The 24341-nt window shown below is 42.8% G+C and carries 18 protein-coding genes; 9 read left to right on the top strand and 9 right to left on the bottom strand.

The genetic code is table 11. The annotated features are described in order from the left end of the window. Positions 1-43: 43 nt before the first annotated feature. Entirely contained in the window at positions 44-2335 is a 2292-nt protein-coding gene (gene metE, locus GVO60_RS06345) for a 5-methyltetrahydropteroyltriglutamate--homocysteine S-methyltransferase (RefSeq protein ID WP_159652007.1), read from the bottom strand. 278 nt (positions 2336-2613) lie between these two features. Here metE and metR point away from each other — a divergent pair, with 278 nt between their 5' ends. Beyond that, positions 2614-3525 (top strand): HTH-type transcriptional regulator MetR, encoded by a 912-nt coding sequence (metR, locus tag GVO60_RS06340; protein WP_159652005.1) that lies wholly within the window; start codon positions 2614-2616, stop codon positions 3523-3525. 27 nt (positions 3526-3552) lie between these two features. Here the strand turns inward: metR and GVO60_RS06335 are convergent, their stop codons facing one another. The 4 genes from GVO60_RS06335 to GVO60_RS06320 form a co-directional block, all read right to left on the bottom strand. Continuing rightward, positions 3553-3753, bottom strand: coding sequence for a DUF4250 domain-containing protein (locus GVO60_RS06335; protein ID WP_159652003.1), 201 nt, complete (start codon positions 3751-3753; stop codon positions 3553-3555). Positions 3754-3824: 71 nt separating this feature from the next. Next, positions 3825-4505 (bottom strand): HI_1241 family integral membrane domain, encoded by a 681-nt coding sequence (locus GVO60_RS06330; RefSeq protein WP_159652001.1) that lies wholly within the window; start codon positions 4503-4505, stop codon positions 3825-3827. Positions 4506-4587: 82 nt separating this feature from the next. Beyond that, positions 4588-7065: an EAL domain-containing protein gene (locus GVO60_RS06325; protein WP_159651999.1), complete on the bottom strand. Its 2478-nt coding sequence runs from the start codon at positions 7063-7065 to the stop codon at positions 4588-4590. Positions 7066-7155: 90 nt separating this feature from the next. Further along, positions 7156-9612: an EAL domain-containing protein gene (locus tag GVO60_RS06320; protein WP_159651997.1), complete on the bottom strand. Its 2457-nt coding sequence runs from the start codon at positions 9610-9612 to the stop codon at positions 7156-7158. 241 nt (positions 9613-9853) lie between these two features. On the opposite strand from GVO60_RS06320, the gene GVO60_RS06315 reads away from it, so the two are divergent. Then, positions 9854-12217, top strand: a complete 2364-nt coding sequence (locus tag GVO60_RS06315) for a YgiQ family radical SAM protein (protein WP_159651995.1) — start codon at positions 9854-9856, stop codon at positions 12215-12217. A gap of 42 nt (positions 12218-12259) precedes the next feature. Here the strand turns inward: GVO60_RS06315 and GVO60_RS06310 are convergent, their stop codons facing one another. The 3 genes from GVO60_RS06310 to GVO60_RS06300 form a co-directional block, all read right to left on the bottom strand. Beyond that, the gene (locus GVO60_RS06310) at positions 12260-12811 is read right to left on the bottom strand and encodes a hypothetical protein (RefSeq protein WP_159651993.1); all 552 of its coding nucleotides are present in this window, start codon (positions 12809-12811) and stop codon (positions 12260-12262) included. Between the two features lie 130 nt (positions 12812-12941). Then, positions 12942-14024: a 3-phosphoserine/phosphohydroxythreonine transaminase gene (gene serC, locus GVO60_RS06305; RefSeq protein WP_159651991.1), complete on the bottom strand. Its 1083-nt coding sequence runs from the start codon at positions 14022-14024 to the stop codon at positions 12942-12944. Between the two features lie 125 nt (positions 14025-14149). Then, positions 14150-15418, bottom strand: coding sequence for a DUF945 family protein (locus GVO60_RS06300; RefSeq protein WP_159651989.1), 1269 nt, complete (start codon positions 15416-15418; stop codon positions 14150-14152). 169 nt (positions 15419-15587) lie between these two features. On the opposite strand from GVO60_RS06300, the gene GVO60_RS06295 reads away from it, so the two are divergent. The 3 genes from GVO60_RS06295 (at position 15588) to GVO60_RS06285 (ending at position 18744) form a co-directional block, all read left to right on the top strand. Continuing rightward, the gene (locus GVO60_RS06295; RefSeq protein WP_159651987.1) at positions 15588-17513 is read left to right on the top strand and encodes an ATP-binding protein; all 1926 of its coding nucleotides are present in this window, start codon (positions 15588-15590) and stop codon (positions 17511-17513) included. Positions 17514-17533: 20 nt separating this feature from the next. Continuing rightward, positions 17534-18031 (top strand): response regulator, encoded by a 498-nt coding sequence (locus GVO60_RS06290; protein ID WP_159651985.1) that lies wholly within the window; start codon positions 17534-17536, stop codon positions 18029-18031. A 164-nt stretch (positions 18032-18195) separates the two neighbouring features. After that, positions 18196-18744 carry a hypothetical protein gene (locus GVO60_RS06285; RefSeq protein WP_159651983.1) on the top strand — a complete coding sequence of 183 codons (549 nt, stop codon included), beginning with the start codon at positions 18196-18198 and terminating at the stop codon, positions 18742-18744. 129 nt (positions 18745-18873) lie between these two features. On the opposite strand, the gene GVO60_RS06280 is transcribed toward GVO60_RS06285, so the two are convergent. After that, complete coding sequence (locus tag GVO60_RS06280; RefSeq protein ID WP_159651981.1) at positions 18874-19458, bottom strand: TfoX/Sxy family DNA transformation protein; 585 nt, start codon at positions 19456-19458, stop codon at positions 18874-18876. Between the two features lie 353 nt (positions 19459-19811). On the opposite strand from GVO60_RS06280, the gene GVO60_RS06275 reads away from it, so the two are divergent. The 4 genes from GVO60_RS06275 (at position 19812) to panP (ending at position 24127) form a co-directional block, all read left to right on the top strand. Continuing rightward, positions 19812-20732: an HDOD domain-containing protein gene (locus GVO60_RS06275; protein ID WP_159651979.1), complete on the top strand. Its 921-nt coding sequence runs from the start codon at positions 19812-19814 to the stop codon at positions 20730-20732. 15 nt (positions 20733-20747) lie between these two features. Next, positions 20748-21653, top strand: a complete 906-nt coding sequence (locus tag GVO60_RS06270) for a LysO family transporter (protein ID WP_159651977.1) — start codon at positions 20748-20750, stop codon at positions 21651-21653. Positions 21654-21827: 174 nt separating this feature from the next. Beyond that, positions 21828-22340, top strand: coding sequence for a hypothetical protein (locus GVO60_RS06265; RefSeq protein ID WP_159651975.1), 513 nt, complete (start codon positions 21828-21830; stop codon positions 22338-22340). Positions 22341-22480: 140 nt separating this feature from the next. Continuing rightward, complete coding sequence (gene panP / locus GVO60_RS06260; protein WP_159651973.1) at positions 22481-24127, top strand: pyridoxal-dependent aspartate 1-decarboxylase PanP; 1647 nt, start codon at positions 22481-22483, stop codon at positions 24125-24127. Positions 24128-24341 lie beyond the last annotated feature (214 nt).

Genomic DNA, 24341 nt, shown 5'->3' with positions numbered 1-24341 from the left:
CAAAATGCCGGCTGATTAAAGCCGGCATTTATTTATCTATTAATTATACTTGCTCAGAAAACTCTTTCCGTAGCTTCTTCGCGGCGGTCACCATATTGGCCAGTGACGCTTCTGTTTCTTCCCAGTTTCGAGTTTTCAAGCCACAATCCGGGTTTACCCACAGTCGCTTGGCAGGAATTTGCTCTGCCGCTTTATGAATCAAACCTTCGATCCACTCTTGGGTTGGAATATTCGGAGAGTGGATATCGTATACTCCAGGACCAATTTCATTTGGATAGTTGAATGCTTCAAATGCTTTCAATAATTCCATGTTTGAGCGTGATGTTTCAATCGTAATCACATCAGCATCTAAAGCCGCAACTGAGTCAATGATTTCGTTGAACTCTGAGTAACACATGTGTGTGTGGATCTGAGTCTCTGGCTTCGCGCTGGCTGCGGAGATCTTAAACGCGTCCACCGCCCACTCTAAATACTCTTTATGATCGCGCTTCTTAAGTGGTAGACCCTCTCGAATAGCGGGCTCATCGATTTGGATAATATTGATTCCCGCATCTTGCAAATCCGACACTTCGTCTCGAAGCGCTAACGCTAATTGGTCAGCAATTTGTTTTCGAGTAATATCTTCACGCGGGAACGTCCAGCACAAAATGGTGACAGGGCCAGTCAGCATCCCTTTCATCTGCTTAGATGTCAGCGATTGTGCGTAAGTCGACCACTCAACCGTAATCGGCTTTTCTCGCTCTATATCCGCGACCACAATTGCAGGTTTCACGCAGCGTGAACCGTAACTTTGAACCCAGCCAAACTTGGTTGTTTGAAACCCTGCAAGATTCTCCGCAAAGTATTCCACCATATCATTGCGCTCAGCTTCACCATGAACCAACACATCGAGATCAAGCGCTTCTTGACGTTTCACGGCATCTTCAATATGGCCTTTTAGTGCTGTCTGATATTCAGACTCCGATAACTTCCCCGTGCGATAAGCGCTACGCTGAACTCGTATTTCACTGGTCTGTGGAAATGAGCCAATCGTTGTTGTTGGGAACAAAGGCAGCCCAAGTACTTCACTCTGATGAGCCGCACGTTCGGCATAAGGGGCGCTGCGCTCGGCTAATGCTTTAGTGACGCTATTTAATCGCGACTGAACATGAGGCTTATTAACATGAGTTGCAGTTTTACGCGCTTGAATCGGTGCGCTGTATGTATCGCACGCTAAAATCGCATCGTGATCGCCATCTAGCGCTTTACCAAGCAAAGCTACTTCGGTCACCTTCTGCTTAGCGAATGCAAACCAGCTGCGGACCTCTTCACTCAACTCTTCTTCTTGCGCTAAGTCGACAGGGCTGTGAAGTAAAGAACATGAGCTCGACACCCAAAGTTTGTCACCTAACTTCTCCTTTATAGGTTGAAGCTTCGCCAATTGTTCACTGAGGTCGGCGCGCCATACGTTGCGACCATTAACAACCCCCGCAGAAAGCACCCACTCTTTTGGTAGCTGATTCACTACTTGCTCTAGCTGATTGGGCGCCGCCGACAAATCAAGGTGTAAGCCATCCACATCCAACTCAACGATTTTATCCAAGGTATCAACGACAGAGTCAAAATAGGTGGTTAGCAGCACTTTCACATCACTGCGGATTACTTGATAAGCGAGTTTAAACGAATCTAACCACTTAGATTCAAGCTCTAACGACAAAATAGGTTCGTCGATTTGTACCCACTCAACACCATTTTTCGCCAACTTTGCCAATATCGCTTGGTACGCCGTTAACAAACGCGGAAGCAACGTCAAGCGTTCATAGTCATCTTCAACTTCTTTGCCTAGGTATAAATAGCTCAGAGGGCCAAGCAGTACAGGTTTGACTTTATGCCCTGCTTTAGTCGCTTCGTTAACTTCTTCAAATAGCTGAGGCCAACTCACTTCAAACGTATCATCTCGGCTAAATTCCGGCACGATGTAATGGTAATTGGTATTAAACCATTTCGTCATATCTGAAGCTGCGCTTCCACTGCAACCGCAACTTGCTTGTGATTGACCACGACCCACCTTAAACAAGGTATCAAGATCTGGGAATCCATTGCGGTGGCGTTTAGGTACATGACCAAGAAGCAAAGTCGTCGTCAGTACCTGATCGTACCAAGCGAAATCACCAGCAGCAACGAAGTCTAATCCAGCGTCTGCTTGCGTATTCCAGTTATTGCCACGAAGTTGTGCGCCAACACTTTTCAGCTGCGCTTGATCAATCTCACCTCGCCAATATTTCTCTAGTGCAAATTTTAATTCTCGTTTTTCACCGATGCGTGGGTAGCCAAGTATGTGAGTCGTTGTTGTCATAATCCTAGTCCTTTATTCCGTACTCTTTGAGCTTTGCTTATTCAGTTCAGAACACCATAAGATGTCTGGATGGCTAAACTATCTCGTTTATTTACGACTAGAACAATCTCCAAATATTCAACATGTTTATTAAATTTCTTCATGATAATAAAACGAAACTTATGCTTACCTCATGACTGAAATGGATTAAAATTTTAGACGTCTAGATGTTTACACATCCTATAAAACAGCGTAAGTTAAAAATACTCATGCTAACTAAGTTTGTCTGAAGGGATTTCATGATAGAGCTCAAGCACCTAAGAACACTCACCGCGTTAAGAGATACCGGGTCACTCACGGCAACGGCGACGACTCTGCATTTAACCCAATCGGCTCTATCGCATCAGATTAAAGATCTCGAAGCTAGAATTGGAGGACAGCTCTTTCTACGAAAAACTCGTCCAGTGAAATTCACATCAGAGGGAGAGATTCTTTTAAGACTGGCGGATGACCTGTTACCACGTCTAGCAAAGGCTGAAAATGAGCTCGCAAGTTTAAAAGAGGATGTGAATGGTCGCTTGCACATGGCGATTGAATGTCACTCTTGCTTTCAATGGTTGATGCCTGCGTTAAAAGAATATCAAGTCGCTTGGCCAAGTGTAACCCTCGACTTTTCATCGGGTTTTGGCTTCGAACCTCTGCCAGCGCTCATGGCAGGAGAACTCGACTTGGTTATCACCTCAGACATCCAACCGCGCTCTGAAGTGCATTACGAGCCCTTATTTGACTTTGAAATGCGCTTGGTTACATCGATCTCTCATCCACTCGCACAGAAATCTCAGATAGAACCAAATGATCTCGCAGATCAAACCATGCTCTCTTACCCGGTTCAAAAAAATCGCTTAGATGTGGTTAAACACTTCTTACAGCCAGCGGGAATCGAGCCAGCGAAATGGAAGCAAGCGGACAATACGCTTATGTTGATTCAAATGGTTTCGGCTGGATTAGGTGTAGCTGCATTACCAAACTGGGCAATCAGTGAATTTTCTCGCCAAGGTTTGATTGCGAGTATACCGTTAGGAGAAGGTTTGTGGCGCCGATTGTTTGCTGCAACTCGCCACTCAGACAAAGACAAGCGATATCTACAAGCATTTTTTAACACCGCTCGCGTGCAATCAAAAAGTCATTTGGATGGGATAAAAACCGTATAAAAAAGGAGGCTGAGTGCCTCCTTTCCGCTATCTTGGATAAGATTTAAATTGATTGGTTAATGGGTCATACTGATAGCCGAGTACATCCAATTTCCCGATCACCGCTTCAACGTCCATTTCATACATGCTGACAAGGTCTTCAAAACTGTCGCATTCTAGTCTTAACTTTTCGTTGACGATTCCAAGTAGAATAATGCTATCAAAACCGCTGACATTGCTCAGATCCATAGCTACGCTCCTTTGCACATATCCTACAAACAAGCCTAGCCTCAAATTCAAAAATTAAAAGTGAGCCACTTCTAAAGAACAAACAAGCCTTGATTAGAAGTCAACGCAAGTAACATCACCGCCAACCCGAAACCCAATTGCGCTTTGTTGATCTCACGAGACGCCAACATATGCCAACACCAAACAATGACTCCCGAAATCATCAAGGCAAAGCCCACCAGCAAAGGTTGAATCGCCGCCATTAGAGTTTGTTCATCGATTGACATCGCCTTTAACAAAATAACCAAAGCCATCAGCATGGCAGACACCACACCCGCCACAGGTAAAATTCTGTGAAATGCTTGAAGGCGAGTACGTGCGATTGTTAACAACAAATGAGCAAACAAAGCACCCAATAAAGGAATCTGAACCACGACATTCAAACTCGCCGCTAGGCTAGTTTGTTCACCGACAAGAATCGCCACATAAGATATAGCCAAACCATTCGCAAGATAGAGTACCCACATTGGCCCCTGATCTCTGGTCTTTTTGGTCTGAACCTTTGAATAAAAATAGGCAATGGCAAACACCACCATCATGGCTTCAATTTTCAGTGATGCCACCGCTAACCACAATACTGCGATAGTAGGCAACACTTTGTGAATACGGCCTCGCTGACCAGGGCAGATATCCCCCTTGATAAGGATAAGCGTCAAGATAAGCTGCGCACCTAATAGCATTGGCGCGCACACGGCTAATAATTGCTGAACCATGATGTATTAATCTATTAAAATTTGATGGAAGCGGATGATAGCAAACTTAGCCGATTGATGTCAGCGACTTGTTGGCGATAGCCTAACGAAGAGAAGCAAAATAATTCAGTACGTCTTGAGTCGTGACAATACCTAAATACTCACCAATTTCATTTTCAACCACCCATGGCAGCTTTATTCCGCTGCGAATGAAATCAGATATTTCAATGAGCTTGGTTTGATAGGAAATTTTATGGACATCTGGCTGCATGACTTGATTCAGGCGTTTTTTAGCAATAGTAAGATCACGCGTCGTTTCGAGTTTTGTCCCCAGCGTCGGTGTGAGGTGATAGTTGAGTTCTTTACGACCAACAATTCCGAGGCAAGTTTGACCATCTACAATTGGGACAACTTGTAAATCAAATCGAGGAGAGTTAAACAGTGCCAGCGCTTGTTCAACAGTATCTCTCGGCCCTAAAGTTGGAATGTGAGTTTGAGTAATCGTCAGAATCCCTACCTTACGCATACTTGACGTGCGGCTGAGAAAATCTTCCAACTTGTCATAGTATGCCCAAGCTTTTTCAAGCTGCTCGAACGGCAAAGGTTTAGAAAAGAAGTAGCCCTGAATATAATCGACGCCAAGCCCACACAAGACTTCGAGCTCATGTCGAGTTTCGACGCCTTCAGCGACCACGCGAACATTGAGTGTATGAGCAAGCTCCGTAATCATTTTAACGATAAAATATTTGTGCGAGCCTATTTTTATGTCGGTTACAAACTCTCTGTCAATTTTAAGCAAATCAAAGTTTGAATCGCTCAAATAGCTAAAAGAACTATAACCGGTACCAAAGTCATCAATTGCGACTGTGACACCCTTACGCCGAATGTTTCGAATGAGTGACGACTGGCGAGATTCGCTATCAAAATAAGCGCTTTCCGTCAGCTCAATAGTGACCAAATCTGGGGTCTTTGCGTATTGATAAATCAATGACTCTGCACTTTGCAGCACTTCATCCACTTCAAGTTTAGTATTCAAAGACCGGTTGATCGTCACACCCAGTTTCGCCCCAAACCTTTCTTGGATCGCACTTAGTTCCTGTAAAGCTTTCTTTCCCACACACCAATCTAGATCTGAGACCAAGTCGAGGTCTTCGGCAATTGTCACCATCTCTTGAGTATTCAGCATTTGCCCATTAGGCCCTTTAAATCGGCTTAACGCTTCAAACTTCACAATATCCCAAGTTTTGGTGTCCACTATGGGCTGATAAAACACTTCTATGCTTTGTGATTTAATCAGCTTACTGGCCCACTCCTCTAACTCTTTCCGTCGCAGCACTTCTTTGTGAATCGCTCCATGGTAAAAGGTAATTTGACCTTGGCTATTATTGCTCTGTTCTAATAGAGCTTGAACAGCGTGAGAAACTAACAACTTAGGGTTATACGTATCATGCCCTAGTACGGAGACCCCTACCTTCCCTTTCATAATGGCGCGATGAATCACCTTCCCAGCTAAATGATTGAGCGTGGCAAAAAAGCGTCGAATTGTTTGATGAATTATACGAACCTGAGAAGGAGACTCAGCTTTAGCGCACTCAAGACACGCAACAAAATGGTTGTTGCCAATATAACCAACAAATTGAGCATTTCGATTGCGAGAAAGGTGCTCTGAAAGCATAGACTTAAGGTCAAAATCGTCCGTTTGTTCAAAGTTGGGAACAAACGCCACAACCATACTGATACTTTCAGCATGCTCGTTCATCCAGCGCTTAGCGACCATATAGGTAAATTGAGACTCCGTCGGCAACTGAGTCAGTAACTCAACGCCACCCAATTCAACATCTGCCACGCGATAAAGGTTCTTCGATATGTCTAAGTAATAACCTAAGTAAAAAGTCCGCTCACCAAAATTAACTTTCTGCAGCGTCAAATCTTGAGGGATTGTTTTTCCCTGAGCTTGCTTAATCAAGACAACACCGGACCAGTAACCTTTATCTTCGACTTCAAACCAAAGGTTGCGATAAAAATCTTGGCTATGTTTATCTGAATCCAACACATCTATCGGCTTCATCAAAAGTTCGCGCGCACTAAAGCCAGTGTGATTTAGGAAATAGGTATTACACGCCAAAATGGACTTATTACTATCAGCCAAAATAACGCCATGATGTGGGTTTTCAAACAGTTGCTGGAAAAACTCATTGAAGAGTGAGGTCGTCACCGAAAAATATAGAAGCGGCGTAATATGCCCTTTGACTAGGTAGGTATTCTCTCCAGAAAACGAAAAATTTACGTAGCAGCATTGTTCGCCCTCAAGGGTCATGCAACACGCGTAAGTGAGGGTCTGTTGGCTACGGCACGCTTCTTTGATCAACTCAAGAAAACGAGCTTGATCATCGAAATCTAAGCATGAAAGAATCACATTACCCGATACAGAAGGTAAAGAAGAGTGTAACAATTGGCCGAGAGCCCTTCGATCAACGTCCAACTTGTGGTGCTTAATATCCCAAGACCATTCAATTGACGTTAAGCTTGGATCAAGGACGTTGCGAAATTTATTATCTTGTACCTTAGGTCCACTAAGCATTATCCATCGCTCACCCTATGTCATCCCTTTAATATTAACTTTAGGACAAGAGTTCGGTTAACACCTACGCATTAGTAATGAATTAGTAAATTAAATCCCTCCCTGAGAGAAAAACTCAAACGCCGTTTTCATTTCTACTAACCCTTTGAAACTGCCCGCGTCGTCTACCAGCACCCAAGGAAAACTATTACCCTGTGAAGATAACTCTGCCATTTCACTTGTCGGTGTCTGACAGTCAATCACTCTGCTAATTGGTGTCATCATTCTATTGACACTTTTATGCCAGTTTTCACGCTCTTTATTATTCTCTAAATCCGTCCCCATCCCTGGCGTCATGTGCAAATTCATGGTCGAACGCGTTAAAAGACCTACGCAGACCTTCCCATCAACAACAGGTAAGTAATCCCCCGAGTGATGCTCAAAGTACTGGTAAGCGAGCGATAGTGGGTCCCCAGGGTCGAGGTGATGAGCGTGTTTACTGACTAAGCTCAGCAAGGTTCCGCTAGGTTTGGCAGGTTTCAAGAAAGGCCAATGACCATAACTTTCATCATTGAGTATTTTGTTTAAAGGCTTTGGTTTAGCGAACAAATAACCTTGCACATAATCAGCCCCTAATTCACGAACTACATTCAACTCCTCTTCCGTCTCAACGCCTTCAGCTACAACTTTCAGGTTCAATTGATGAGCTAACTGAATCAGCGCACTCACAATATGGTATTCACGGGTATTTAGGGCAAGATCAGAAATAAACTGCCTATCAATTTTCAGTACATCAAAACAGTGCTCTTTTAGATATTGGAACGAAGCATATCCGCTACCAAAATCATCTACCGCAACTTCTACTCCAGAGTCTCGTAGCATTTGAAGAACCTGAGTACTGTGCTCATCATTTTTTAACAGCGCGCTTTCCGTAAACTCTATGGTCAATTTGTCGGTAGGCATTCCCTCTTTATCAAGCGCTAGTGCCGTTTGTTTTAATACTTCAACAACACCAATTTCCGTGTTCAAAGAACGGTTAATCGACAGACCGACATGCTCTCCGAATACCGTTTTTAAGCTCTGAAAATGTTGAAATGCGAGACGACAAACCAGATCATCCAACTCAACGATTTTCCCTGTATCTTCTGCGACTAAGATATAATCTTGGGTTGAGACCACTTCCCCTTCCAGCACTGGAAGGCGGCATAGCACTTCAAATTTAGCGATCCTATTGAGTTTTATATCAATAATTGGTTGAAAATAGACTTCAATATTCTCTTCAGCCAATACCTTTTTAACGTGAGATTCAATACGTTTCTTTCTCTCTAGCTGCAGATGCACTTCTCTATCGTAGAAAGCAATGCGACGACTTTCACCAGAGTGCAGCTCTAGAATCGCTTGGCATGCATGTGAGACGAGCCGATTTGAAGTTTTGGCATCCGCACCATATACCGACACCCCAAGTAACCCATTTTTTAACGCCTCATAGACAGCCTTATTTGAGTGTTTAAAACAGTGAAAAAACGTCGTCAGGGACTTGGCGATATCTCTAACTCGTTGACTAGGATGAGCCAAAGAAACAGGCAAGCACGCGAGAAAACGCCCGTTGTCCATATAACCTACAAACAAAGCACTGGTTTTGTCTTTCAAATACTTTGAAAACTCTTGTTTAAGCGCTTTGCTATCTTCACTGTCAAAGTTAGGCTGAATAGCGATGACAAGTAGAGTATTGGGTCCATCAATCAGATCGCATTTTCGACTTAGTTCTTCTAAGAATGCATCCGTGGTTGGAAGCTGGGTTAGTAGATCGACACCTCCAGATTCAATATCTTCAATTTGAGCAAGATCAGAAGAAAGATCTGTTCCAAAACCAATAAAATACTCTTGGCCATTGCCTGGCGCAATTTTGTGTATGGTTAAGTTTTGCGGGAAAACGCGGCCATTCGCGTGACGAGAAAGCAAGACGCCGCACCAGTGCCCATTTTGGTTAACTGAATCCCACAAATCATTGTAGTGACTATCATCATGGCTAGATGAATTGAATATATTGGTTTTTAATCCAACTAGTTCATTTCTCAAGTACCCAGTCATTTGTTCGAAATACTGGTTGCAAGCAAGAATGCGAGTTTCAAGATCTGTTACCACCACTCCGTGATGCTTATTTTCGAACACTGAATAGAAAATTTCAGCGGCTTCATGGGCGCTAGGAACAATTAAGCAGGGAGAGATAGTCCCTTTCAAATGGTGTTCATCAATGCGGCTTATTGATAGCTCTACATAAATAAACAAGCTATTCGGCGTTAACAGGCAACAATGAAGAAACTCATCCTCACCAGAAAGTAGCACCTTCTGAAATGCTTCTTTAACTTTCGTTCTTTGCTGAGCCGGCACTAAACGAAGGAGTTTAGTGACAGATAAACTTTGCAACACTTGGCCAAAAATGAACATCTGACCTTGTTCATCACAAGTAAAGGTCTGATTTTTAATGTCCATTTCCCAGTCATATACAACATACTTCGGAAGTTTCAGTGCTGCACTATTCTGAGTATTATCACCAACGGCATCCATAGCAATATTCAACCTGATTAATAAATCATATAGGCTGAATTTAACTTATTTATTAGGGATTAGACGTTACCTCGTTAACAAATCAAACAATTCGTAGCGACCAAAAATAAAGTTCGAAAAAGTCTCATTTACATTCCGACTAAATATGGGCCAATTACCCTAAAAATCTAGGGATATATTGGGCTAGATAGTCCAGCCTCAAGCCGCTATAATTCGCGCTCCCTGGATCCGAGAACAAAATATGTACAGCAATATCACTCCTATTCACGAGCATAAAAAATATTGGGCCGAGTGCTTTGGCACCGCTCGTTTTCTTCCGACTAACCGTAAGGAAATGGAAGCCCTTGGATGGGATAGCTGCGACATTATTATCGTGACAGGTGATGCCTATGTAGATCACCCAAGCTTTGGTATGGCGATTATCGGCCGTTTACTTGAAGCTCAAGGGTTTCGCGTTGGTATCATTGCTCAGCCAGAGTGGAGCAATAAAGACGCATTTATGGCACTTGGTAAGCCAAATCTATTTTTTGGTATTACTGCGGGTAACATGGATTCTATGATTAACCGCTACACTGCGGATCGTAAATTGCGCCATGATGATGCTTACACACCAAATAATGAAGGTGGAAAACGCCCTGATCGCGCGACGTTAGTTTATTCGCAACGATGCCGTGAAGCATACAAGGGTATTCCGATTGTATTGGGTGGTATTGAAGCGAGTCTTCGCCGTTTAGCGCACTATGACTACTGGTCTGATAAAGTTCGCCGCTCTGTACTGTTTGATGCAAAAGCGGATATTTTGCTTTTTGGTAACGCAGAACGTGCACTTGTCGAGGTAGCACACCGCTTAGCAGATGGTGAAGATATCTCAACGCTTACAGATATCCGTGGTACTGCTGTCAACTTACCAGCGGCACCTGAAGGCTATAACGTCATCGATTCATCACGTATTGAAAAGCCACGTAAAGAAGCCTTTGTTCCACCTAACCCATACGTGGTTGAAGAGCAGTGTGACACCAAGGCAAAAGAGCAAGAGACAGAAGCAAAACCAATTACAATTCGCCCTTCTCGTCATGATGCAGCGACAACGGCAGTGCGTATTCCACCGTTTGAAAAGCTTAACAATGACCGAATTCTGTACGCGCACGCAAGCCGTATCATGCACTTGGAAACCAACCCATATTCAGGCCGCGCTCTAATCCAGCGCCATGGTGACCGAGAGCTATGGGTTAACCAAGCGCCAATTCCACTTTCTACGGAAGAGATGGATTATGTGTTTGGTCTACCTTTTGCTCGCGTACCACACCCGATGTATGGTAAAGCAAAAATTCCGGCTTACGATATGATTAAGACTTCGGTTAACATCATGCGTGGCTGTTTTGGCGGCTGTTCATTCTGTTCGATCACGGAACACGAAGGTCGCATCATTCAAAACCGTTCTCAAGAATCAATCCTGAACGAGCTTGAAGAAATTCGAGATAAAGTACCAGGCTTTACCGGTACCATCTCAGATTTAGGTGGCCCAACAGCCAATATGTACCGACTGGGTTGTAGTGATCCAAAAGCAGAAGCAAACTGTCGACGCCCTTCATGTGTCTTCCCAGGGATCTGTAACAAGCTCAATACCGATCACAAACACACGATCGATCTTTATCGCGCTGCGCGTAAAGTAAAAGGTGTGAAGAAGGTAATGATCGCCTCTGGTGTTCGCTACGACTTGGCAATTGAGTCTCCAGAGTACGTTAAAGAGCTTGTAACGCACCATGTGGGTGGCTATCTAAAGATTGCACCAGAGCATACAGAGAAAGGCCCTCTTGATCTGATGATGAAACCAGGTATGGGGACGTATGATCGCTTTAAAGAAATGTTCGAGAAATACAGCGAAGAAGCGGGTAAAAAACAGTATCTGATCCCTTACTTCATTTCTGCTCACCCAGGAACAGAAGATGAAGATATGCTGAACCTCGCCCTATGGCTGAAAAAGAATAACTTTGAGTGTGATCAGGTACAGAACTTCTATCCATCACCAATGTGTAACGCAACCTCAATGTATTACTCAGAGACGAACCCTCTGAAACGCGTAAAATACAAAAAACGCGAAGATGTACCGGTTGCCAAAGGCGAGCGTCAACGTCGCCTTCACAAAGCACTACTGCGTTACCATGATCCAGCGAACTGGCCAATGATTCGTGAAGCACTGATCAACATGGGTAAAAAACATCTAATTGGTGATAAGAGTAACTGTCTAGTTCCAGCCGAAGATCTTGATGCCAAAACACCGGCTCAACGTCGTAAATCAGGTCGTCATGGCTCGCAACGCTTTGCTACCAAACACACTAAGAACCAGCCTGGATTTGAGAAGATGAATGGCGATCAACGTGGTGGACACAATAAAGGTGCAAACGGTAAATCGGGAAGCCGAAATGGCAAGCCAGGCGGAAACACACAAGGCAGTTCAAATGGTCGTAACCAAAATGGACAGAGCAATAAGCCGCATGGTAATAAGCCTCAAAACAATCGTGGTGGAAAACCGGCAGGACAAGGGCCTAAAGGTAATCATTCAGGTGGTAAGCCAACTACAAACCGTAAACCTAAACACCGTTAAGTGAATCATAACGATAATCGCAGTTTTTACTGCGATTATCGTTTATCGGACAACTTGTGTTGAGGCTTTATTCTCAATCTCTTTAATAACATTGCGTAGACATCCCTCCTCCCACTGACTCGATTCTGCTCGTTTAAGAGCCTTAACTGTCACACCGATACTATCTTCTAAATCTTTGTGCTGCTGCGCTAAAGTCTCACTCATCTCTATTAACTGCAGCATCTCTCGATGGGTATCTTTCATATCACGTAACGCCAGTTTCATCTCTTTGGGCGCATTGTCTGGAATTCTCTCCAGCACTTTTCTGCATGCATGTAAGCGCTGTAATTTAGCCAGTAGTTGCTTTATCGTTTGTTGAGCATATTGCTCGCTGGTACTCGCTTGCTGGCCTAGCGCAGGAAAAATCAAAGTAATCAACGAATGGCTCAATTTCTTAAAAACTTGGTTAGTTTCTTTTTCAATAGAGTGCAATGCCCACCAGACTAACGCACAAATCAACCCTGTGCTGACCACCATGGGAAGCGTAAAGCCCAGTAAAAGAATTTGAATTCCTAACACAGCAGCACAAATCGGCATTAGATTTCGAAGCAACATCTCAAAACCCACCCAAAAATATTAACAATAATATTATTAGCGTAGTCCACCAGCCACACTATAGTAACCATCGCTAATAAAAAAGGCTTAGCCCTTTCGAGCTAAGCCTTAATGTTCACTAAGCAGTAATTTAAGCGTTACTAGCTTCGAACTCTTTCATAAAGTTCACCAATGCTTGAACGCCCTGTAGAGACATCGCATTGTAAATAGAAGCACGCATTCCACCAACAGCTCGGTGACCTTTTAACGATACTAGACCTCGCGCTTTAGCTTGCTCTAAGAAGAGTTCATCAAGTTCCGGTTTCGCCAGTTGGAAAGGTACGTTCATTCTAGAACGATTTTCTGGGTGAACGTCATTCTTATAGAAATCAGAGTCATCGATCTGATTGTACAACAGTGCTGCTTTCTCTTTGTTCACTTTCTCCATTGCTGCGACACCGCCTTGCGCTTTCAACCATTTGAAAACAAGACCAGACAAGTACCAAGCGAAAGTTGGAGGAGTATTGAACATAGAGTCTTTCTCTACCAGCGTCTTATAGCTAATAAAGCTTGGCAATAACTCGTTTGCTAAATCCAGAAGATCATCGCGAACAATCGCAATGCAGATACCAGCTGGACCAATATTCTTCTGAGCACCCGCATAAATAACGCCGTATTTAGACACGTCAATCTCGCGCGACAGAATATTTGACGACATATCCGCGACAATTGGCTTATCAGTTACTGGAAGTTCAGAGATCTCTACACCATCAATGGTTTCATTTGGACAAAAATGGACGTAAGCAGACGCTTCATCCACCTTCCATTCACTAGCACTGACAACGGCAAGTTTGCCTTCTTTTTCAGTTTTGGCATTAAAAACATCCACTTCACAATATTTATTTGCTTCTTGGATAGCGCTTTCAGCCCAGTAGCCAGCATCGATATACGTCGCCTTTTTCGCAGTTCCTAGTAAATTGAGAGGGACTGCGGCAAATTGTGCACGAGCGCCGCCCTGACAGAATAGAACTTTGTAGTTATCAGGAATATTCAGCAGATCTCGTAGATCTTGCTCTGAATCTTCAGCAACCTTAATGAACTCTTTACTACGGTGGCTGATCTCCATCACCGAAGTACCTAGCTCATTCCAGTTGATAAACTCTGCTTGCGCCTGCTCCATCACCGCTTTAGGTAGGCCTGCTGGGCCAGCACTAAAGTTATATACATTATCCATTCTGACTTTCCTTGCTCATGCTTAATTTGAGAACTACAGGATTAATAACATTTTTTCTCTATTATAAAAAGCAAGAAAAGAGGTCTTAAGACCTCTTTTCTTGATAAACACTAAAAAAACGTAACTTATGGTTGCATTATTGCAGGTAGGAGCAGCGCCATTAACGGGATTTCTTGACCATTAGGAAACACCAAATTTCCATCTTTTAATTCAGCTTGAATCTCGTAGCCTTTATCAGTTTGCTCAACAAACTCCATCACAATCGCTTCGTCGACACCTTGTTTAATAAACGGATACTGTTCAACCAACTCGTTAGAGAAAAAGGTATCTAAGTTACCAGTTAACGCAGGAAGCACCATAGCTGGATTTTGGGTAATGTTATCCGTTCCTTCAGGAACTGTAATCTTCCACTGACTTTCAAACTCGCCTGCATCACCCAACGTTAAAGCCATTTTGTTCATCGACAAGTAAAAGCCTTTCGAGAACAATGTCTCCACGTATGGAATAGCAGTCTGAATATCTTCCGCAGTTAGCATCGGATTGTTTTGATACAAAGCTATCAAGTGTTCAAAAGAGCCGCTATCCAAATCACCTAACTCTAGGTCCAGAGATAATTTATCAACAGTACCTTCTGACGTAACGAGATCTTCAACGCCAACCACATGCTTGCTGTTCACTCGCTGAGATAGCTCTTCAATCGAAGAAGAAAATTGGTATTGCGCATTCTTCATGCCAAATAATGCGGATTGTGTAGAGTCCATCACTGACACGTCGCCCACACGCACTTCTTGATCTCCTAGCCAGAAGCCATTTTGCTTGCGTCCCTGCCCTGTACCTTTAACTCCAGAAACCAGTAATTTCTCACCAGAGTTAAAATCGACTTCAACCGAAGGTACATCGAGATCATAAGTCATCTCACCAAGAACGGTAACATGACCTTTTAAAACGGATGGCGTAATTGAGACCATAGCCCCATCAGCACCGTCAGTTGTTTGATTCCATGAATCTAACGAGAAGGTATAGTCCGTATTGCCATTTAATTGGGTCACGGTTTCCAATGTAATAGGAAATTCTTCCATATTCTCCAGCACAGAGGTCGCACTTAAGCTAACTAATCCGTGGGAAACCTCACTATTCACAACAAACTGATTTGGTAAACCGTCGAGCGCAAGTTGCTCTATTAATGCTGGATCTAATACAACATAGCGAGTCTGAATTTGAGACGACAAGTAACCACGATCGTAGCTAACAATTTCAGCCGTCATAGAGTCATTATTTATGTGAGCAATGGCGTCAGTTATAACGTTCTGCCCGATTTGTCCTACAGCCAGAGGCCAACATAACGCAAGAGAAATCGCGCCACCAATAGCGCCATATTTTTTTAACTGATGCATATCATCTTCTTCTTAGAATGTTTTATTCAGTGTACACCAAAAAACATTGAGATAAATCAGAGTATTGGCTTTCTTAAAAAATGAGCGAGGAATATAAAACCTAGCTCTCAATAACTTTCTAACAGGGCTGATAGAGTGAAACCACTGTATTCGATTTAAGCGACTGATAGTGAATCAATTTGCCGTACTCTGTTTAGACAATAACCCCATCAGCATAGAACAACTGCGCAAAGAGTTGTCACCATTTGCCGCGAGATTCGACATGCATACTGCCGATACGCTTGAAGATGCGAATGCCGCGCTCGACTATTGCTCTGATAACAAGCAAACAGTCGCCTTAGTCATTGCCAGTCATCATGAAGGATTTAACGGTGCCGATTTTCTTATTCAACTTGATAAGATGCCGCATACCCAGCAAGCACGTAAAGTCCTGATCAGTTGTGGCCAAGATATCCAAGCCATCTTATCTGCCGTCAATGATGGACGCTTAGATCACTGCTTAACCAAGCCTCTCCAAGATCATGTCCTTCGTAAAACGGCGCAAAAAGAACTCACGACCTTTATCATCAAAAATGACACCGAAAACTTGCTCGCCTATAGCCAAATACTCGACCATCAGCGGCTACTTAAAACGCATATCGACTATAAGATGCGTAGCTATCAGGAAGGCTTCATTAGCGAGCATCACCGTTTATCCGATCAAGACTTAACGGCTCAAGTGACCGATGCACTGCTTAACTTCTTTGCAGAAAAAGATGAAAGTAGAGCATGTCGTTGCTATTCGAGTGATCACCTCCTCACCAAAGAAGGAGAAGAAAACCGCTTTCTTTGGTTCATTACTCAAGGTGAGGTTGCACTATATAAGAAAGATGAAATCGGTATGCAACGAGAAGTGGTGCGCCACAAGCCTGGCAATATTGTTGGTGGCATGTCATTTGTAACTGGAGAGCCTTCCTTTTCTACTGCAATCACACTAAAACCAACCGAAGTAATCAAACTCGACAGAGACATCTTTGCGGAAGTAATGCATTCGAATACCGCATTATTGCCACTTTTTACCAATCTGCTTTTAAGACATTTCAACCGCCGTTTACAGCGCAGCATCACGACAAAACTCGAACTGCAAAAGACATTAGAATCTCTCGAGTCAGCGCAAAAGCAATTAGTAGAAAGAGAGAAAATGGCCATGCTTGGTCAACTTGTCGCTGGAGTGGCTCACGAGTTAAATAACCCTGTGGCTGCCATACTCCGCGGAACCGAAACCTTAACAAATAAAATACAGGCACTAATTGACGCGCCACAATCAAAAAACAATGGTTTAGGTATAGAAGTTTTGAACCAAGCACTGCTTTCTAAGCCAAAGTCCACCGCCAATGAACGAGAGATGGTCAAGGTAGTTGACCAACAAGTAAATAACCGAAGAGTGGCTAAGAAGCTCGTCAAACTCGGCCTGAACAATGAAAAAGCTTGGTTAGCAAGAGCAAGCAGCAAAGATACTCATTTACTCGAAGACCTTGAGCAACTTGAAAACTACCACTTGGCCGGTTCCACACTAAGGTCTATCAATGTCTGCGCACTACGTATTGCCGACATGGTAAAAAGTTTAAAAGGCTATGCGCGCTCCGACGACGAAAAGTTCCACGTCGCCGATTTGCACGAAGGAATTGAAGACACATTAGTCATTTTCGAAAACAAACTGAAAATGCACAAATTAGAAAAGCACTACGCAGAAATGCCGCCCACACGCTGCTTACCTATCGCCCTACAACAAGTGTGGACCAATTTAATCTCCAATGCGATCGATGCTTTCCCAACTAAAGGTTGCCTGACGATCAGAACGCAACTCAAAGAGCGCGATGGAAAACAATGGTGCGTGGTCAGTTTTGAAGACAATGGCAGTGGTATTCCCATCGAACTTCAACAACAAATTTTCGAGCTCAACTTTACCACTAAAAAAGAAGGTAATTTTGGCCTTGGTATTGGCTTATCGGTATGCCAACAGATTGTGCATCAGCACAACGGCTTCATACGTGTCGAATCTAAATGTGATCAATATACTCGCATGTCGGTATGGCTGCCTTATCGCCAGTATTAAATTTTGACGAGGAATCAACCATGAATAAATATCTTATCTTATGCGTCGATGACGAACGTGAAGTGCTTGATAGCGTTATCCAAGACCTAGATTGCTTTGAAGAACACTTCTTGCTGGAAGCCGCTGAATCTGTTGACGAAGCAAAACAGATTATCGAGGATGCAGAAAGAGAAGACGTAAAATTGGCGCTTATACTTTGTGATCATATTATGCCTGATCAGACCGGGATCAGCTTTCTTATTGAGTTAAATCAGCAAACGGCGACTCAAGTAACACGCAAAGTATTACTTACGGGACAAGCCGGACTTGAAGATACCGTTGAAGCCATTAATCACTCAAGCTTACATTTCTATATTGCGAAACCGTGGCGTGGCGACGAATTACGTGACATCATCACTCAGCAGCTGACTCAATATATGATTGAAAATGAGCCGCAGCTGATGCCCTGGGCGACAATTCTCGATCCAGAGCGCATTTTCGCAGCGATTGCCAAAAATCGCCTCGAGTTTGGTGAGTAAGTCATCGATTTTGGCATGTCGCTTGCAGGAATGGTTAAAACACGACAAAACAATGACATTTCTATAGTGGCTATTGCCCGGATGCATTATTATGTCCCATTATCGTCATGGCGAGTCGTCGCTAAAGACCAAGGAAATTAACAAGATATAGGTTTATCGTCCTTATGCGTAAAACAATCTTAGCTGCAGCATTAGTGCTAGCATCTGGTCAATCTTTTGCACAAGTTGATCCAAATAGCCCAACAGTAATGAGTAACTTTAGCTACGACTACGTTGAAGCTCGTATCGGTGCAAGCCCTGTTACTTTTGGTGCTGCAATGAGCAAAACCGTACACCCTAATGCTCACGTAATTGGTCGTATTGACTCTGAGTTTGAAGGTGATTTCGACGCAGGCGCGGGTTTTGGTTTTCATGCTCCAATCAACAACTGGGCTGACTTCACCGGCGAAATGCTATTCCGCCTAGTCGACAACTCAAAGTCAAGCGGTACAGATACTGGCTTAGAGCTAAACCTTGGTGTTCGCCAATGGTTAGGTCCGCAGCTAGAGGTTGGTGGTAAAGTAGGTTACACATCAATTGATAGCGAAGAAGATTGGATCGGTTCAGCGTATGCTCGTTTCCACTCAACAGAACTATTCTCTATCGGTGGTGAAGCTCGCATTAATGACACTTACGGTGATCAACTAATGTTCACGACTCGCTTTAAGTTCTAAAGCGCGTTCTTCGCCAGAAAAAACACAAAACCGAGGTGATTAATAATCACCTCGGCTTTTTAATTCTATTTCGTATAACTCAGCAATAGCGCTAGCACTCTAAACTTCAAAAGCTTAGTCGAAATTAAATTAGCAGCTTGCTAGTAACTGACGTTTACGTGGTTCTTGAATAAGCTTCCAGTGAATGCCATCAATCGCTCCAGCAAATTTCCAAAGCAGTTTCACATCGACATCACTACCATAGGCTTGCTTTACTCTTGCAAAAACAGCAGGTGCACCTAATTCAATAAAAGTATCGACATCATCGATACCAGCTTTCTTAACCATTCTCTCTAGCGTCAATTGCATATTCGGCAAGTCACGTAGACGACGATTTGCTGCAGAACGTTTAAATTGACGTTCTGATACGGAGTAATCAATTGATTTCTTTACAAGATCATCAAGTTGATCACCACCTTCAATAAACAACTCAGTAATATCGTAATAGTTTACTGTTGCCGTTGTTTGCTTTTTCACATGGCGGTACTTTTCGCAGCCTAAAGCAGTAAATTCTTTATCCAATTGGTCCCCACCACGGATAAAAATCTTACTCGCACTAAGTAAAGCGAACATGGCATCCTCCCTGAATAACCCTGTCCCACCGAACATAGAACGCTTTTGAAACATACCAAATTTGTTAACGTATTGAATAAATTGTTGCTCTGTCATATCCATTGATCCTTCTAATCATTAAACCCCGATTATTTATGATCACCAGATAGCAGCAGTTTTAAGCGAAAACCTGCGATTAAACTATGGTATTAATAGTTTTATTCGTTTAATCCCAGTAAGTGGATAAATGATAGTTAACGAAACGAAATAAGTCTGTGCATAGGTCACATCCATTAAACTTCGTTCATATTTTAATGAGAGATAAATCACGTAAACTCAGTTTTAATCTAATACTGACGTTCGAAGATTCCAATTATAAATCGTTACGAAAAATATCAATAATGGAGAGCAATTATTTGCTTATTGCCAGTAAGAAACGTTACACTGTAAAAAGTAAATTAACTGTTTGACACTATATGAATCACCTATCTTTTTACTGGCTTCCTGAGAATAAAGAGCACCTTATTAAAGGTATTGAGTCTGAGTTTTCCCAATTAATTGAACACTCAATCTCACATAAAAATATTACTCTACCGCCTATCCCTGATGTTGTTCTCAAAATTCAGCGACTATGCACGCAAGATACGACAACCGTCGCTGATGTGGCCGACAGTTTACTAGAGGATCCTGGTTTAGCGGCGATCGTGATTCGTGTTGCCAATTCGGTGATTTTCAATCGTCGTAACATCACTTGTACTGACTTAGTCACTGCAGTTTCTCGTCTTGGTATTTTACGTGTACGAGATATTGTTACCGCACAAGCTATCGAACAACTTAAGCATTCTGTAAACCTAAGTGCTTCATGTAATAAAGTACTCGTGCAGAGCGCTGCAAATTCCCGCGAACTTGCAGCTACCATGGTATTGGTTGCTCGCGGATTTAGAGAAAGTGGTTCAATTCAGTATAAAAACTTAGAATCGGATAAAGCACTGCTGACTGGTCTGCTTGCCGATATCGGCCTATTTTGTATCGTTAACGAATACCATCAATATCTCGAAGATGGTAACTACCTAAATGAAGATATCGCTTTCCAGATTTTTGACCGCCAATGTGCCAACGCCAGTAAGCTAGTACTTGAGAACTGGGGCTTTGATGACGACTTCTTAGAAGTTGCTTCAAATAACATCCTAACAACCGGCAATGCAGCCGTTAGTTACTTAGATGTTGCCCGAATCGCTAATCACATTCTTATGTTCAGACGTAAGGATGACGATATAGATGAACATCTTGTAGAATTTGACGTCACTGGTGCAGATATACTGTACAAACTCAGCAATTTAAGTGATATTGAATTCAATACACAGATCGATGAATTGATCAGCGCAAGCGGTTTGTAATTTACAGGAAGTAACATGTTCTCAGGGATGATCTTCATATTTGCCCCACTAGTTGTGGGGTATTTGATATCGATTTCAAATAATTCTCGCCTCGATACTATTAACGTCATTACCTCAAACCTTATTTACGTCATTTTAGCGTTAATGGGGTTGAGTTTAGCTGCGCTCGATAATTTGGGGCAAAACCTCCAAGTTATTTTGAAGTTTACCGCAGTCTTTTTTGTTTGTTTGAGTACAGCCAACCTTGCTGTCTTACCTTTTGTGGATAAATTTTTACCTATCAAGACAGACAACACGCAAAAAAAGTTACCCCTTTCTAGCATGGCGCTAGAATCTATGAAGCTTATTCTTGTCGTTGGCAGTGGTTTGGTTCTTGGCCTTGCCCTCCCCTTTGACCTACATTGGGTCGACACAGCCAGTGAATGGATCCTATTTTTACTTCTGTTTTTCATTGGTATTCAACTTAGAAATAGCGGCCTAACGTTACGCCAAATTCTTCTTAACAAACACGGTATGGTCATCGCGCTAGTTATTATTACCAGCTCTATGATCGGCGGAGCTCTTGCTGCCTATATATTAGATATCGATATTTATCGAGGCTTGGCCATGGCGTCTGGTTTTGGTTGGTACTCGCTAGCCGGAATACTAATGGGAGATGCATTTGGGCCAGTCTATGGCGGAGCGTCTTTCATGATAGAACTGCTTAGAGAACTCATTGCACTGGTGCTTATTCCATTGTTTATCCGTACCAAACCTTGTACTGCAATAGGCTATGCAGGCGCTACCGCTATGGACTTTACCTTACCCGTGATTCAAACCACCGGAGGGGTTCGCTGCGTCCCTATTGCCATCGTTAGTGGCTTTATTCTTAGCGTTCTTGTACCAGTAATGATGCTATTCTTTGTCTCTCTTGCAAGCTAGATCGCAGGATTTAAAATTCAAATTAACTATATTAACGTTCAGCCCAAGAGAGTACTTTAGAAAGTACTAATTTAAAGTCACATCCCTCGAGCAAACAGCATCTTGCGTTCCATGCTCAAGTTGGCTGCTTTTATCAAAGAGGGAAAATATAACTATTATTCAAAAGGAATCATTATGAAACGCCTGATCGTTGCACTGCTATTAGGTGCCACCTCTTCCGTGGCAATGGCTGCCAATAACGCTTGTTTGTCTAAAAAATACGATGCCTACATTGATGCTTCACTGCATTGGTATGAAGATTTATCTGCGCTCACTTCGGAACAGTACCCTGAACTTACTGAAGTAAGCGAGTGGTTTTTGCAAGGCCGCAAAAATCATTTCGAACTAAACCGTGCTGCGGTCCACTACTACATTGATAATGACAGTACCAAAGTAGCAACGAACCAACCGGTAGAAGCTTGGTTGCAACTTGAACAAAAAGACATTAAAACTCTCTCTTCACGCAGTGATGAGCTTGGTCAATTAGCGAAAACGACCTTTGACGACCGTCAGTCAAAACCGCATGAAAAAAATTACGAGTTACGCTCTGCATTTGCTGATCTTCTCAGCCACCCAACCAAGATTGACGCTGCACTTAAGCGCTATAACAAGTCAATCAGTGAGTTAGAGTCCATTTCCTGCAACTAAGTAGTTGTCGACATTTCGCTCAATTAACAAGCATATTGACGCAATTAAAACTAAGTTTGCCAAATTTAGACGGGACATTGCTCCCGTTTTCGTTTAGATTGTTGCGCTTGCAAGAAAAATGATTAGAGCAATGTAGCTGTATGGTATCTGAACACAAAACGGCTGATGTGAACTTCGAAAGTCTACTTCGAATTTTCACTGTTCCTGAAGGGCCAGACTCAACGCTAACCAAAATCGACGAAGAGCTTTCACGTAACCTTAATAAGTTTCTGAAAGAACACATTGTCGCTGAGGAAAAACCCCTAAGAGAGATTGAAAAAGATTTCTCTAACGCGTCGATCCCAGAGCAACCTGAATTCGTCTCAGACCATACGCAACATCTTTTAGATACATTGGTATCCCACTCAGTTCATACTTCAGCACCAAGCTTTATCGGTCATATGACATCAGCGCTGCCTTACTTTTTAATGCCGCTGTCCAAGATCATGATCGCACTTAACCAAAACCTAGTTAAGATCGAAACATCAAAAGCTTTCACTCCTCTTGAGCGCCAAGTGTTGGGCATGCTTCATCGCCTTATCTATCACCGTGATGATAAGTTCTATGGAAAGTGGATGCACAGTGCCAATCACTCTCTAGGCGCTTTTTGCTCTGGTGGTACAATTGCCAATATCACAGCGCTATGGGTAGCTCGTAACAACGCTTTAAGAGCAACAGGCTCGTTTAAAGGTGTCGAGAAAGAAGGCCTTTTCAAAGCAATGAAGCATTACGGCTACGAAGGATTAGCAGTATTAGTTTCTGAACGCGGCCACTATTCTTTAAAAAAAGCAGCAGACGTACTTGGTATTGGCCAAGAAGGGCTTGTCGCGATTAAAACCGACTCTAATAACCGCATTTGCCCAAAAGCACTTCAAGAAAAAATCACTGAACTCAAAGCGCAAAACATCAAACCATTTGCAGTCATTGGTGTTGCAGGTACAACAGAAACGGGCAGCATCGACCCATTGACTGAAATTGCTCAAGTCTGCCAGAAAGAGGATTGCCATTTCCATGTTGATGCAGCGTGGGGTGGTGCGACCTTGATGTCCAATAACTATCGTCATCTATTAGACGGTGTAGAACTTGCTGACTCAGTGACTATTGACGCTCACAAGCAACTCTATATCCCGATGGGTGCTGGCATGGTTCTGTTTAAAAACCCTGACGCGATGAAATCAATTGAGCATCACGCGCAATATATTTTACGTAAGGGTTCTAAAGATCTAGGTAGTCATACTTTAGAAGGTTCACGCTCAGGCATGGCAATGCTTGTTTATGCAGCAATGCATATTATCAGCCGCCCAGGTTATGAACTGCTGATTGACCAAAGTATTGAAAAAGCAAAGTACTTTGCTGAGCTCATTGAGCATCAAGAAGATTTCGAATTGGTGTCGCATCCAGAGCTTTGTTTACTCACTTATCGCTTTCTTCCAGCTCACGTTAGAGCATCTCTGTCCAAAGCAAGCGCTGAGCAAAAAGCAGAACTCAACGAATTACTCAATGAGCTGACCAAGTATATTCAAAAGCGCCAACGTGAAACCGGCAAATCCTTTGTTTCGCGTACTCGTTTAAACCCTGAGCACTGGGATCGACTCAATACTATTGTCTTCCGTGTGGTACTCGCAAACCCGCTTACAGGCAAAGATATTTTAACCACCGTACTAGAAGAGCAACGAGATATTGCTAAAACCGCTCCAAAGTTAATGGCTAAAATTGAAACTATCGTTCAAAAGATAAACGCAAGCTGAAAGTTTCTTTCTTTAAAATTGTAATTTCAGCAACAATATAGGCCAAAGACTCCAGAAAACTTCGCTGTTATATGTGATTTGTGTAGTTTTCATAAAATTTAGTTTGAGGCTTGTCATATTATAGCCAATTGAACCCTAGAATTGTTACATTAAACCTACAGCTTAGGTTTATACTGAACCCATGGCGCTGGATAGTCATTACCTATTAGGGAAC

Source organism: Vibrio atypicus (genome assembly GCF_009811315.1).
GTDB lineage: Bacteria > Pseudomonadota > Gammaproteobacteria > Enterobacterales > Vibrionaceae > Vibrio > Vibrio atypicus.
This window is presented reverse-complemented; position numbering and strand designations above follow the sequence as displayed.